Origin of the sequence: Leptospira johnsonii (assembly GCF_003112675.1) — a bacterium.
GTDB lineage: Bacteria > Spirochaetota > Leptospiria > Leptospirales > Leptospiraceae > Leptospira_B > Leptospira_B johnsonii.
Genome location: NZ_BFAY01000007.1, coordinates 169068 through 183991, shown reverse-complemented (window position 1 = coordinate 183991; position 14924 = coordinate 169068). Strand labels below are relative to the sequence as shown.

Genomic DNA, 14924 nt, shown 5'->3' with positions numbered 1-14924 from the left:
CGATGATGGCATTACATCGGGTGCTCCAAGAAATCGTAGAAGAAAAAAAAAGGGAAATCGAGACCATTCCTGAATATAATCCATCCCCCTACGCGGGGATTGGATTGTGGCAATCCCTGCGTTCTCGCAAATTTTCAATCATCTCAGAATGTAAAAAAATGAGTCCTTCTTCCGGGATTATCCGGCAAGAATACGATGCAGTCTCCATCGCAAAAACTTATTCGGAATGCGGGGCCACTGCGATCTCAGTGCTCACGGACAGAAAATATTTTGGCGGGTCCCTTGAGGACTTAAGGAATGTTTCTTCTCAGGTAAATATACCTATATTAAGAAAAGATTTTATACTAGATACAAAGCAGGTGGCAGAAGCTCGGGAGTTCGGAGCGGCCGCAATATTGCTCATTGTACGCATACTCACACCCGAAAAACTCGCAGAACTTATCAAAGAAGCCAAAAAGTATAATATGGATGTTCTCACAGAGATCCATACGGAAGAAGAAGCAACTATCGCCGCCAAGGCAGGTGCAAATATAGTAGGAATCAACACTCGGGATTTGGATGATTTCACTATCCACCAGGATCTGGTCCCGAAGGTAGCATCTAAACTTTCTCCCAATATTGTAAAAGTGGGAGAGTCAGGTGTTAAGAGCAAGGCCGACTTGGATGAGTTCCGTTCCCATGTGGATGCTGCCCTTATCGGCACTTACTTCATGGAAAAGGCAGATATCCGCAAAGCTTGGCTGGAACTGTTTTAAAAAAGTATTCTCTATTTTTCTAAAACGTACGTTTGGAGAAGTGATCTCCTTCTTTTCAAATTGGAAAAAAGATATTGCCTACCGAATTGTGTGGAATGTAGAATGCCCTTTCGTCTTTTCTAAGGCCAGTTGGGAGGTTTTTTCATGGCGTTTGAAGAATCAGGGGAAAGTTCAAGCATATTCGGATCGATTGGTGATTCATTCAAAGGAATGTTGACTGGGGTAGTATTATTCCCAGTTTCCTTATTTTTGATATTCCAAGTGGAAACTTGCGAACAAGCAAGCGCGGCTTTTAAAGGCGCATTACCTGCAGACCAAGCAAAACCGGGTATTGCTTCCTATGTAACCGGTAAATTAAGTGCTGATGCACTCGGTGGAGAATTCGTAAAACCTGGAAAATATATTTCCTATTCACAATCTTCCGAGGTATACGCTTGGGAAGAAACCAGCAAAGAAGATTCTAAAACAAAAAAGAAAGTCTACGATTGCGAATTGGATTGGATCTCTTCACCTAAAAATCCTAAAAATTTCAAAGATCCTGCATGTAAGTCTAAACCATTCCACCAAGCGACTGTGGATGATAGAAGTTCGGTTGCATCCGATGCGAAAGTGAAAACCGCCGAAGGCAAAACGTATAGCGTGAATTTGAGCAAGGTGAATCTAACTTCTGCAGTACCTTCCGTAAGTCCAGGATCGGGCGAGTTATCCAAAGGAATCGCCGAAGGAGATTATATCTACCTATCGCAAAAATGTGCGAGCGATCAAACTGAAGGTTGTGAAAGGATCAGTGTGTCTCTCGTCCCGGTTCCGGAAGAAAATATGACTTTCGTTGGCTCAGTGAGCGGAAGTTCCGTAGGAGAATTCACCAGCGAAGAAGGTAATAAGTTTTTGAACGCTTCTGTCGGTGATTTCCAAACCACTATGAAAGACATCCAAAGCGACGATAATACAACAAAATGGCTGATGAGAGCAGGTTGTTTTATCGCAATGTGGGTGAGTTTTAATCTTCTCGCAGGACCGTTACTATCTCTCTTAAGTTTTGTTCCTTTCGTGGGAGAATTGGGCAAGGCCGCTCTTTCTATCGTGTTCGGAGTTGTGGCATTCGTGATTACTGCAGTTACCATTCTTCTTGTGAAGTTCTGGTATATTTGGCTGATATTGGGACTTGCGGCAATAGGTTACGCTATCTATAAAAAGAAAGCAGCTACAGCTTAATCTCCATATTCAAAATGTAATAGAGAAAAAGGCCGGGGTTCCCTCGGTCTTTTTTATTTTTCGGGTATCCTAAAACTACACTCTGTCAATAAAAACTTTCCAAAACAAACGACCGTTCACTCTCGAAGCATAGATTAAATCATGCTTTAGAACATGATTTTAAGTGGAATTCGGAGAAAATAAGGGACGTATAAGACGGTTAAAAATAACGTACGTTATCCCAAAAAGGTTCAATTATGGTGAAAAAAATCCTTGTCTATACCGTTATAGTATGTACAAGTATAGCGATCGATACACGATTAGAACAGTTGATATAAAAAAAGATTGAAGATTTTTTAGACCTACGGTATAAATAGAAGCCGTTCTGGTTCTGAAAAATAACGACTGTTCAAAAAAGCGAACACGGACCCAGAGAGGTTTAAGGGATGAAGATGCGGCCAATAGGGGAATTTGCTGGGGGGACTATTAGCCTCCGGGATTTTAAGAAAAATATAATTTTCATTTCTCTTATATTGTCATTATCCGGGGCCTGCTCTCACGCCGGAACTGACAAGAATGGAATTTCACAATTTTCAGATAATACTGACGACTACCAAGGCGTTTCTTTATTCAGTTTTTTGAATCCTTATCCTGTGGTGAAGAGCTTTTTCACCAATATGGACCCAGTTGGCTTCAATGAAGCGCTGGGGGATGCACTCTCCCAAGCACCAAGAACGGACAATTTAGGCACAATTCGCGCCTTAGAATCCGCTATGTTGCAGAGTAGAACTAGCGTACAAACCCTTTCTTTGGGCCTTGCAGACATGATCGAAAAGATGCAAACTTCGAATCCTGCTGCATATTCTTCTATCCAGCCGGTTTTTGAAAAGATCCGTCATTATAAAAAACCAGTGGTTCGTAATTTGATGCCTCTCGGCGCGAACCAACTTTTGATCGAATATAATACTAAAACTGCGAATCAAGTCGCGACATCTATCCACGATACAGCGGATCTTTTAGTAGATCCGGATACCGTGGATACTCTTCATGATATAGAAGATTTTCTTTATAAAGGATTACGTAAAAATACCACATTCCGCACGGGGGTGGAGAATTTGTTGGGAGGTTTTTTTGCTCCTTCTCTACTTACGGATCGTACTTTAAAAGAAGGATTTATCTCTCTCGTTTACGATTTCGGCGAGATGATGTATAAGGCCGCTGGGTTCGAGGATCAAATGACTCCTCAAACCTCATTTAAGAATTTTATAATAAACGCTGAGAACTTCTTCACCGCGAATACCGTTTCTCCTGTGGAACCGAGCGCTAACGAATATTCTACGAATGCAGCTTATAATTCTCCTGGTGGGACCTTAAAGCCCGCTGAATTGAGAACAATGATTCGCGATCTTTTTGTAACGGTTAAAGGGCTAATTTTTGCTCAGGGAGATGTAACTGTAAACGTTCTGAAAGAGACGGCAAAGAATGCTTACTTACTGGATTTTATGCGGAATTCTTCCGGTTCCAGCCAGACATTTAAAGATCTTTTACAGTTAGATGGAGATGGACGAAATCGCCAGACGGATGTAGAGAGCCGGCCTCTTTCTTCTCTCGAAACTCTTTTTATCGTTTTGACTCTTGCTGATAATTACGGTTACAGATGGAATCCGGCCCAAACCACTCATAATGCTTTAACCGATACAGGCCCTTTCACTACTGGAGGGGAGTTAACCTTAGGTGATGCAATGTTCAGTATGGGTTCAGTGATCGGGTCCGGTGATTCATTCAATTTTAAGAATATTACGGAATTAAGTCGTACTAGTTCAAAGGTATTTAGAGATGGCTCAATTTACAAAATAGGTTTTAATACTAGGGTTCTTTCCATTTTAGAAGCTGCTTCTCGCGGAGAAGCGCAACAAGTTACGGACCCTGCTTCTGAGGCAACCTTCGACAAATTATACAATAAGACAGTTCCTTGGATGTTGGATTGGATCGTTAAGGTTACCTTAGAAGGTTACGGTCCTTATTATAGCCAAACAGACGGTGGGGGACAGCCGATTGCTCCTAACGGAAATGTTCTGCAATACCAACCTAGCTGGAATACGTCCAAATATTACGTTCAAATTGATCCGGGCACAGGTGGAGAAAGACGTATTTATCTTGGAGGAGTGGATCAAACTGCTGCATCCGCCGTATTAACCAATAAAGGATTTTATTCAATAACTGAAACCGCTCCGGCACCCATCCTAGTAGCAAGTGCGGAAGAAGCATTTTACAAAAATCTACAATGGCTTCTATACGAAAAAAGATTCGTAGCAGTTCTTCCTGTGAGAGCTAAGTTAGCCGCAACGGTTACCTACCAAGAGGCATTATTCATCACTGCGATCGGGAACGGGATTATGGGGATGATGAACCTAAGTCCAAATTGTGGTCCATTAAAAGATGATTGCACAAACTTCAATGGGTTCTGGCAGAAAAAAGGAACGCCAATTAAGTCCTTCGATTCTGGAACTCAAGCTGGACCTTGGGTAGTTCAGGATACGAATTTCCAAGATCTATCCAATGAGCCTGGTGATTCCGTTTTCTTAGTAGAAGGTTGGGGATACGGTTTGGCAGGTAACGAAGGTTTCCAAGTTACAGCAGTATATTCTGCCTTATTCCCTCTTTTGATTCCTGATCCAACTACTGTATATGGAATGATCCCTCCGGTAATATCTCAAAATGCGGGAGTAATTAAACAACTTGGTTTCTTGGGAACTATAGATACTCCTGCTTCTCAAGTTAACACAAACTGGAATAAAAGAAATCGTCTGACTCCGTTTATCGTAGCATTGGCGAAAGCCTTAGGTGACGATGCAAAAAGTGACCCTAATCCGTTACATCCAAGAAATCCATACAAATTATTCACCGGTCTTGCGGAGATATTCTCTCGCCCGTATGTTTATTATGGTCCGGATCAAACTTATGGACCTAACGGTGTCTATGATTCAAATGTAAGTCCGATCCAAGGAACTGGAATTCCTTCTCCAGGACCTTCTTTCATTCAAATCAGAACTGTGGGAATTGCGTCAGGTTTACGAAATCCGAAAGCCACTCCTGTAGAATACAAGGCTTCTAAGAATTACAGGACTTTATTAAGTGTTTTAATAGAAGGAACATCTACACCTACAAGCACCGATCGGAACCGTATGACTGACGGTCCTTTGGATCTATTAAGTAAAACTGATATTCTTTCCGGACTGATCAAGTTCACTACGAATCTTGGAGACCCTGCTAAAACGGATGCAAGAGACAAGGTGATGGATGGTCTTTCCGGGATCTTAGGCCAAACAAAACTTTGGTCCGATTGTGGCGGTGAAGCAAATTTCCAAACAAATTGTCCGAACCAGTTTGCAATCGATGAGGCAATTGATTGGTTAGTATTCCGTATTGCGGATAAATACGACGATCGTCCTCGTAACGATCTTTACGATCCTTCTTGGGTCAAAGTGGACGATCTCGTCAGAAGAATACGCGACTACGTATCCAGAACTTCCGGTTGGTCTTTAGTGAAATCTTTGGATTTCTTATTGGACCTCCTGTTGGATATCCAACTCACTGCTGGAGAGATTACAAATACTTTGGATCTTATTTCTTCTCTATTCTATGTGGGAGATATAGCTGACCCGAACAACTCTGCTCTGGACACAAGGACTTATACCCTTTCCGATATTTTGACTACAAGCCTTCCTCCTGTTTTGGATTCTATGGCTCCTTACGGAAGGAACTTATATGCAACCGGTTACCAATTGGGTAAACCTGGAAGCTTCTTCAGTTTCTTGGAGAAGAATGCAAACATGTCTTCTCAATACACTGTAGAAGAACTATTCGAAAATACTAAAGTACTTCTGAGATCCGATATGATCCAAACTTCCCTTATGGATAACAGGGCCTTCCTGTATTCTGCGGGAACTCTGATTGGATTGTTTGGAGATATTTACGAAAGAGGTCGTCGTTTCTCGGGATCCGATGCCTTCTTCTATGATAATTGGAATGATGGACAGCCCACGTCGACGTACTGGGACGATCTGAATGCGATATTCTCACTTAAATGAAAAATAGATATATAACGGGACTACCGAAACAAATGAAGATGCAAACATCCAAGGGATTTTTACTTATAGGTTTCACATTATTCTTCGTATCGATTGGATGCGGGGGAGAAAAAGCGGGGAGCCTATCCGATTCTATTTTTGCAAGTCTCGGGATTGCTTCCGATTCGGGAGGAAGTCTTCCTCCAAGTGCCGCTTTAACTCCTTATAAGGATACTGACGAGCCGGCGACTCTTCCTGTGGATTTCGGAACTGCAGGACCCCAAGCATTATTAAATCTTTCTTCTACCGATCAAGTGGATCGTTATAAAAGTTTAGAGATCGTTTTCTCCGAGCCTATGACCCAATCTACTGTGAACGGTGATTTTGTTCTTAAGGAAAAAACCGGAACCTTATTACCTGGTCCTGCTGCGGAAAAGGGCGGATCCTTTTATTGGAAATCCGGCGGAAGATTGATCTTCGACCCATACAAAGAACTTAAACCGAATACTACTTATCAATTGAGTCTGACCGGTGCTTCTAAAGGTTTAGAAGGCGGGGATCTTCAGGCTTATACTGTGGAATTTACTACTGAGCCAGACTATTTGATCAGCGCTACGTTAAACGGAACAGCAGTTGGTCCTGCGAATTCTTCCAAAGACTTAACTTATACGGATGCGGCTCCTGGGACGATCGCGATGAATTTGAACGCGAGTTTTACTTCTCCGATCAGTGGCGCGAATTCTATTCAGTCCATCAAGTTGAAACATTTAAGTTCTTCTGCTGAGCACGTAATTTGTGCTGCTCCTCCCTGTGATATGACTGCAGCTCTTGCTTCTTCTTTGAATTTGAATGCTTTCTCTGGGGCTAAAGCTGGACTGAAACCTTTCCAAGGTGGAAATGCTTATATCTTTGAGGTCACTACTACCGCCGGTAAAGTATTCCGTAGATCTTTCGGATTCAATTATGGAAAAGTAAATACCACTCCGTATGCTTTGATTACAAATGGCGCGGCGGCGATCGTAGATGAGACTCAGGCTTTAAAACTATTCGGCCAAATTTTAGAAAGATTTACCAAGAACGATTATAAGATCACTGGAAAATCTTTTTCAGATTTTTCGAATACTCCTAAGAGTACTACGAAAAGAACCAGTCATTGTATTGATTATTATTCTACAGGTGGATCTGCGGTGAATTTTATCCGCAGTTTCGGCGATTCTACTGATCCTGAAAATGGGGACGGTTATTGCGGGGGAGCGGGAGCGAATCCTGGAGCATTCGTGGGTAACGGTTGCTTCTTGGGTTGTTCTGACTTCGATATGGACGTTTATATCACCGGCGTGAATATCCCACCTACTACGGGAGCCGATCCAACGATCACTGCGAGCCTAAGCGTTCCTGCAAATAATAACCTGAAGGTAAACATTAACGGTCGTAAGGCGATCATCAATCTTGCTATCATCGCAAGGAACCGTAGTTCTATCGGTTTGGGACTCGTGGGTTCCGGAAATAGATTCTATTTTACTACGATTGCGGAAGTGAACCTGGGAGAAACTGCTAACCCTCGTGCTGCAGTTGCAAACACAAACACTGTGGTGGATACGAATGGTGAATTTAATATCGCAATTAAAACTCCTCTGACTGCAGCTGCTCTCCCTACGAATGTTCCAACGGACAATTTTTATACGAAAGAATGGTCCGATCATTTACGAGTGAAAAACAATGCGGGTGATCTTGATTCTGTGGACTATATCGACTCCACTTCCTGGGCAGCGGACCTTCTATCTTCCGTAACCGCGTCTATTGCGAACGGGATGGTCCCGGCTTTAAAGCCTGCAATCACTCAGTCCATGTTGAGAGACGTAGTGCAGAAGGTCGCACCTAATGCGCTAAATGCGGTTGTGACCTCCTTAGCTAACCCTGGTTTGGATGTTGTATTGCCGGATTATCTTCCTGCGCCTCTCCAAAATTTCCCTCTTTCCTTGAAGTTGAAATTTCAGACGGATGTAGTTCCTACAGTTTCCGGAGCGAATAAGGGTCTCGTGGGTTCCGCTTCTGTGGCTTTGGTCGCTAAAAATCCGCTTATCAACACCGATCCTAATTATCACGGGCACCAGTTAGCGACAGGTTTTGTGAGCACTAGGCCTATTCCCGCTGCGGATGCTTTGACAAAAACTTTCCCATTCTCAAAAAGTTCTACGAATCCTGGGCTTCTTCTTACCTTGACTGCAGACACTGTAACTCAGGCTGCGTATAGCCTCTGGCAAAACGGTGCCTTAAATTTAAGGATCAATAAACCTTTCATCGATTCCATCACTGCGTATGCAGGTTCTGACCCTCTCTTCCAGTTGACTCAAGAGTTGGTGAAAGTTGGAACTCTTCTGAATATTTTAGCTCCGGGGAGATCAACATTAGTTGGTTTGAATCCGAGTGATTCTACTAAGCTTATCCAGAACGTTAAATCTTCAGATGATGTGGATATAGACGTGTATGCGATCCATGCTCCTAATGGAGAGTTTAAATACGGGGGCGCTAACGCTATTCCTGCTCTCGTTGTGAACTTTACGGATTTGGAATTGAGGATTTATGGAAGAAGGCCGAATGGGACTCAAATCGGATATCCTACTTTAAGTTCGATTACCTGTTCTTCTGCGGCCGCAGATAATGCTGCAAACAGTTGTCGCTATCTTCTGAACACGGTGCGTGTGAGTATCAAAGGAGATGGATCTTTTAATTTCATTCCATTCGATAACCCGGATCCTGTAGGAAAACCTCAGTATAATAATTTGAACGCAATGAGTCTTGTGATCAAGAAAGATGAAACTAGTATGGCCTATACTCTGGACATTCTGGAAGGAAACTCAGTGAATCCTTTTGGTCTGGATCCTAAGGGAATTTTCCAGGTAGTGGATCCACTTATTCGTTCCTTGATCATTCCATTGGTGAACAACGTATTACGCCAAGTTCCGTTACCTAAATCACTGAATGTTTCTGCGATCACGAATTACTCTTCCGGCGCAGTATGTAATCTTCAGTCTACTACGGATAAATTGAAATTGATCACTATCCCGATCCCTAATACGGAACCATATCCGTATCTGTTCGGAGGCCTTCAGTTCCAAGGTGCTGCGGCTACGAATCCGGGCTCAGTGGTGCAATGTCCTTAAGAACATATGAATAGGAATGAAAGAGGAATAACATAGAAAAATAATATTATAAAAATAGAATAAATCCAGAACCAAGAGTTTTCTCCAAAATTGAAAATAAACTCTTAAGGGCGGTCGGTTTTTCGAAAGAAGAAGGTCCGCTCGAGGTCGGATAGGCACTGACGAGTGCCGATTCCTGCCGAACGCGAATGAAATCATGTGAATGTGATTGAGAAAACTGGAGAAAGAAGATGGTTACCGGATTGGGTGAAAGAGAAAGAATTTTTATTAAACGGACGGTTGTTATAAGCTGCCTGGCGGTTCTTCCTATACTTTCGGGGTGTAAAGAGTCCGAAAAGAGCGGGGGAATGCTCGATTCATTCTTTAGTTCTATCGGGATCCCCGTAGACGGAGGCGGCTCCGTTCCCAGGACCGTCAATAATATCAATTATACTGAGACAGATACCCCGGCCACATTGCCTGTGGATTTCGGTACTACCGGCCCCCAAGCTGCATTAAATCTTGCGTCATTCGATCAGGTGGATCGATACAAAAGTTTGGAGATTGTTTTTTCCGAACCGATGGATCGAAACACTGTATTTACCAGTTTTACCTTAAGAGAAAAAACAGGACCTTCCAGTTTTGCTCCTTTGCCAGGACCTAGCTCTCCAGCTGCGGAAAGTAAAGGGGGCGTCTTTTATTGGAAATCAGGAGGAAGGCTGATTTTCGATCCGTACAGGGAACTTAAATCGAATACCACCTATCAATTGTCTTTAACCTCAGATGCAAAGGGAATAGAAGGAGGAACTTTAACTGCTTATACGGCGGAGTTCACTACCGAACCTGATTATTATGTTACCATGAGTTTGAATGGGAAATCCGTAGGCCCAGGAAATTCCGTGAATGACCTCACATATGCGGACGCACTTCCTGGAACTTTGGCTATGAATTTAACCGCTAGTTTTACCAATCCGGTAGCGGGCACAAATTATATCAAATCCATCAAACTGAAACATATGGGTTCTTCGGTCACTTACGATGTATGTAATTCTCCGAGTGTTCCTTGCGATATGACGAATGCCCTTGCTTCTTCTTTGAATCTGAATGGTCTATCTGACGGACTGAAACCTTTCCAAGGTGGGAATTCCTACGTATTTGAGATCACCAATTCTGCAGGAAAAGTATTCCAAAGAAGTTTCGGTTTTAATTACGGCAAAGTAAATTCGAATCCTTATAATATTCTTACCAAAGGAGCCGCGGCAGTTTTGGACGAGGCTCAGACCTTAAAATTATTCGGCGGAGTGTTAGAACGTTTTGCAAGAGGAGATTTTAGAATCAAGGATCCAGCGGACAACGGGATTAAAACTTTTGCAAACTTTTCTAATGCACCTACTTCAGGTACAAAACGGTCCGGATATTGTATGAACTACGACTCTTTTAACTTCATCAGAAGTTATGGAGACGCAAGTGATTATACTTCCGCCACTTTCCAAGACGGATACTGCGGACCGAATGGAACAGGAAGTAACCAAGGAGCATTTACCGGATACGGATGTCCTCCTTTGAGCGATTGTATGAATTTCGACGTGGATGTGTATATCACAAGCGTGAATATTCCTACAACTGTCGGTGCAAGTACTACTAAGGATTGTAATAATTTAGATATTACGAATGCGACTGAGAACATCAAAGCATGTTTGAAAGTAAATGGAAATGGAGATCTGGGAGTAACCTTGAGAGGAAAGGCGGCAACCATAGGTCTTATTGTAGTCGCTAGGAACCAAGGAGATATAGGAGGTTTTCTTTGTGGGCTTGCCGGTTCTTGTGCAGGAACGTTATTTTCCTTTAGTATGACATCGGATCTGAACTATAATATTACCGTAAAACCGGTTCGTACTGCAAAAGCACGTACAAGTTCAAGTGTGGATAGTAACGGGAATTTTGTGATCCAGATCAAAACCCCGTTCTCTCCTACGGATCCAGATACAGGTAATTTTTACGTTTCAGAATGGGCCGTGAATCTTACTACTCATGATATAGTACAAAGGAGTTCCGGTTCTTGGTTGGCAAACCTGATCACTTCTATCGGTACTGATTTGGCGAATAGTATGGTGGCCGCTCTTGCTCCTAAGATCACGCAAGCGATGTTAGGAGATGTGATCCAAGGTGTTGCTCCTAAGGCATTGAACTCTGTGGTTCAATCTTTAAAAACCCCTGGTTTGGACATCACTCTTCCAAATTATCTACCGGCTCCTCTGGCAAATTTCCCTTTAAGTCTTCAATTACAAGTAGAACAGGACGCTGTAGTTAGAATGAGCGGATCGAATAAAGCGGTAGTCGCCTCCGCAGATCTAGGTCTCGTGACTCCGGCAGGAAGTAGACTTGCCAATACGAATCCGAATTATCATGGCCAAGGTGGCGCTGTAGGTTTTGTGAGTACTCGTCCGGTACCTGCAACCCAAGCTTTGACGGGAGAGTATGCTTTTAATAATAGCGCCGCAAATCCAGGATTACTTCTCACCTTAACCGCTGATACAGTCACTCAAGCAGCTTTCAGTCTTTGGCAGAATGGAGCCTTGAACTTAAGGATCAATCGTCAATTCATAGATACGATTGTTGCTTACGCAGGAGACGATCCTTTATTCCAATTGACCCAAGAGTTGGTGAAAGTTGGGACCTTGATGAACGTACTTTCTCCAGGAAGGCCGCTTAACGGATTGAATCCAACTGATCCTACAAAACTTATCCGAAGTGTGAATTCTACGGACGATGTGGACATAGATGTGTATGCGATCCATGCTCCGAACGGTGAATTCAAGTGGGTGGGAACTGCTGCTCAGAAACCTACATTAGTAGTTAACTTTACGGATCTGGAATTAAGGATTTTTGGAAGAAGACCGAACGGAACTAATATCGGGACTGATGCCGCTCCGGTGATTTGTAGCAGTGCAGCTGCGGATACCGCTGCAAATAGTTGTCGTTATCTTTTGAATAAGGCCAGGGTAAGTATTAAGGCGGACGGAGTTTTTGATTTCGTACCTTTTGTGAACCCTACGGGAAATACAACGTATGATAAGCTCAATGCGTTAAAGTTGGTGTTGAACAAAGATGTGGGAAAGATGTCTTATACACTGGACATTTTAGAGGGTAACGCTTTCAATCCATTCGGTTTAGATCCTAAAGGGATTTTCCAAGTAGTGGATCCATTGATACGTTCTTTGATTGTTCCTTTGGTGAATAACGTGTTAAGACAGGTGCCTTTGCCAAGAACATTAACGATCAGTTCACTATACCATCCTACGAATAATACAACCTGTAATATAAAGGCGGATACTGATAATCTCATGTTGAAAACTTTCAATGTGACCCCGGGTTCCGAACCTTATCCGTATCTATTCGGAGCATTACAGTTCCAAGGAACTGCGGCTTCTAATCCGGCCTCTACGATTGTTTGTCCTTAGGGTAAAAAAAAAGAGGCTCGGATTTTCGAGCCTCTCATGCATTCCAAAATCTTAATATGTTAAGATTTACATTTTTCCTCCGCCGTACGTCTCATCGCTTGGAACGGAATCCTCCGGAGTCCAACCTTGAGGGGTATGACAGGATAAACAGTTCTTTAGGGAAATATTCTTTTTCATAAGATCCTTAAAAGGAGGAAGAGATTTAAATTTTACGATAATCCCTTCATACGAGCTTCTTTTTGGTTCTGCTCCGTCTCCGGGATAATAACCGCCATTTCCTTTTTCCTGCATGGTCCCGTCTTTAGGATCTCCTGTCCCGTTCATCAAAACCTTACCTTCGCAAGTACAGAAAGAAGAGTCCTTGGTTTTATGATCGTGGAAAGCAGAGAATGCAGTTCCTCTTACCCCGGCAGTGGTAGTAGGGGTGGTGACTTCGAATTTTTTACCTTTTAGGTTCACAAGCTGGAACCAGGCAAATCCGCTTTGCACTTCCAGCTTACCGTCCTTGGATTCGTTGTATAGACTGGAAATTTTTAGTTTTGTATTCGGCAGGACTTTAAACTCCGAACCCTTATAGAGTAGGGTGGTTTTAGAAGCATTACCCGTGGAAACTATATCTCCTTCGGAAACAAGGTCCCCAAGTTTTAAAATGTTCCAACTTCCCTTACCGCCTTTTTGCAATTGTACTTTTCCGATCAGGAAGGAAACTCTTGCGTCCTTCTCCTTATTCTCTTGGCTCACTAAAACCAAAGAACCGATGGAAAGCATTAAGCTTAAGATCATCCAAACTTTCAGTTTCATAAACTTCTCCTTAAAATTCGATGGTGGTCCAAAGAGTTAACTCTTTGGTCAGACGGCCGTAGGATACGATCCCATTGTTCGCGCCACCTTGAAATTGTTGTAAATACTCCGCTTTGGTCCTTTCATTTCCGGACCCGTCCACATAGGATTGTTCTCTGTCTCCATCCTTATCCCTGTTCCTGGATTCAGTGTATCCTAAAGAAACACGTAAAGAATCCGTAATATTCCATTCCATGAATACGGAACCTCTTCTGAATGAAGAGTGGACAGAATAACCGGAAGAACTTACCAGAGGCCCTATTGTATTGGTTTGTATATTCCAATAGTCCGATTCGGGACTTCCTGGCATGATCTGGTTGATCTGAGCTCGGTTTGCGGCAAGCATTCCGTCTCGTCCGCTTCCTCCTTCTAGTCTACCCACGATCCTAAAATCTCCCCATCCTAAAGACAACCAAGCGTAAGCAGCATTACCTGTGGAATCCAAACCTGGAGTCACAGCTCCGAAAGGTTTGGAAATATCCCGGACTTCTCCGCCTTTTTGTTTTCTGAACACGTATCCAAGTCCGAAGTTAAGAATTTTTTTACGATCAAAATTAGCTTCCACAGCATAAGAGTCACTTTCTAAGGAACGAACATCTTTTCGGAGGGTGGTAGAAGTATTATTATCCGACGCAAGACAGGCTGTTCCTTCCTTACAATCGGAAGAAGAAGCACCAGTTAAATTAGAAGACCTATAAAAGAAATGAAGTCCGATACGGTTTTCATCTCCTATTTTAGGTTCGTAAGAGATTCTAGAAGAAAGATCGAAACCTGTGGAGTCGGTGTTTTGAGTTTGCCTGTAACCTTCTCCATTGGAAAGAATAACCTGAGCGGATACTGTATCCCATTTTCCTGTTCCGCCTAACCCGATATCTGCGGGAGCAGGTGCAAATCCTAAACTTTCCAAAGGTCCCTTGTCCACATATCTCCATCTCCAATAATTTTTCCATTGGGTGTATGTATGTGGAAGTTCCTGCATTCCGAAAGTAAGTGAATATTCTCCAAGTCCTGTCTCCCAGGTCTTGCGGATAAGTGCCCTTCTGATCCCTAAAATGTAGGGATTAGATTTAGTCCCTCCGTCCATTCTTGTGTCAGCGCTTACTTGCGCAGAACGTAATAATTCTCCCCATAGTTCTAGGCTTACCCCTGTTTCCTTAAACTCTTTATTAATCGTCAAAAGGGTCCAAGGTGTGGAGAAGCCCGGTTCTTCATTAGGATACGCGTTAGTTAGTCCTGAGCCGCCGTCTCTCATTCTTTGGTTATAAGAAGGGGAGAGGATACCTCCTATCTTCAAACCGTAAAAACCGTCTGGTTCGTCCTTCTTAGTGGTAACGATTTCCTCAGCGGATAAATGTACGGATCCCATAATAAAGCAGGCAGCGGTGATGAATTTTCGAATAGATGTCCGTTTCAAAGAGGTCCCCCTCGATTACTTGCCGACAAAAGTCGTAAAGAAAAAAT

The 14924-nt window shown here is 42.9% G+C and carries 7 protein-coding genes; 5 read left to right on the top strand and 2 right to left on the bottom strand.

What is annotated here, in order from left to right:
• Positions 1–2 precede the first annotated feature (2 nt).
• The 5 genes from LPTSP_RS06310 to LPTSP_RS06290 all read left to right on the top strand — a co-directional run bounded on the left by LPTSP_RS06310 (position 3) and on the right by LPTSP_RS06290 (position 12623).
• Positions 3–755, top strand: a complete 753-nt coding sequence (locus tag LPTSP_RS06310) for a beta/alpha barrel domain-containing protein (RefSeq protein WP_108927964.1) — start codon at positions 3–5, stop codon at positions 753–755.
• Between the two features lie 144 nt (positions 756–899).
• Complete coding sequence (locus tag LPTSP_RS06305; protein ID WP_108928192.1) at positions 900–1970, top strand: TMEM43 family protein; 1071 nt, start codon at positions 900–902, stop codon at positions 1968–1970.
• Between the two features lie 425 nt (positions 1971–2395).
• On the top strand, positions 2396–6040 hold the full coding sequence (locus tag LPTSP_RS06300; RefSeq protein WP_174704438.1) for a hypothetical protein: 3645 nt from the start codon (positions 2396–2398) through the stop codon (positions 6038–6040).
• 32 nt (positions 6041–6072) lie between these two features.
• The gene (locus tag LPTSP_RS06295) at positions 6073–9183 is read left to right on the top strand and encodes an Ig-like domain-containing domain (protein ID WP_108927963.1); all 3111 of its coding nucleotides are present in this window, start codon (positions 6073–6075) and stop codon (positions 9181–9183) included.
• A gap of 230 nt (positions 9184–9413) precedes the next feature.
• Entirely contained in the window at positions 9414–12623 is a 3210-nt protein-coding gene (locus LPTSP_RS06290) for an Ig-like domain-containing domain (protein ID WP_108927962.1), read from the top strand.
• Positions 12624–12689: 66 nt separating this feature from the next.
• Here the strand turns inward: LPTSP_RS06290 and LPTSP_RS06285 are convergent, their stop codons facing one another.
• Complete coding sequence (locus tag LPTSP_RS06285) at positions 12690–13424, bottom strand: FecR family protein (RefSeq protein ID WP_108927961.1); 735 nt, start codon at positions 13422–13424, stop codon at positions 12690–12692.
• A 10-nt stretch (positions 13425–13434) separates the two neighbouring features.
• Positions 13435–14877 (bottom strand): hypothetical protein, encoded by a 1443-nt coding sequence (locus tag LPTSP_RS06280; protein ID WP_108927960.1) that lies wholly within the window; start codon positions 14875–14877, stop codon positions 13435–13437.
• Positions 14878–14924: the final 47 nt, after the last annotated feature.

What these genes read in the sequence shown, in the direction of transcription:
- LPTSP_RS06305 (WP_108928192.1), top strand. Translation starts at nt 900, where the DNA reads ATGGCGTTTGAAGAATCAGGGGAAAGTTCAAGCATATTCGGATCGATT.
- LPTSP_RS06300 (WP_174704438.1), top strand. Translation starts at nt 2,396, where the DNA reads ATGAAGATGCGGCCAATAGGGGAATTTGCTGGGGGGACTATTAGCCTC.
- LPTSP_RS06290 (WP_108927962.1), top strand. Translation starts at nt 9,414, where the DNA reads ATGGTTACCGGATTGGGTGAAAGAGAAAGAATTTTTATTAAACGGACG.
- LPTSP_RS06285 (WP_108927961.1), bottom strand. Translation starts at nt 13,424, where the DNA reads ATGAAACTGAAAGTTTGGATGATCTTAAGCTTAATGCTTTCCATCGGT.
- LPTSP_RS06310 (WP_108927964.1), top strand. Translation starts at nt 3, where the DNA reads ATGATGGCATTACATCGGGTGCTCCAAGAAATCGTAGAAGAAAAAAAA.
- LPTSP_RS06295 (WP_108927963.1), top strand. Translation starts at nt 6,073, where the DNA reads ATGAAGATGCAAACATCCAAGGGATTTTTACTTATAGGTTTCACATTA.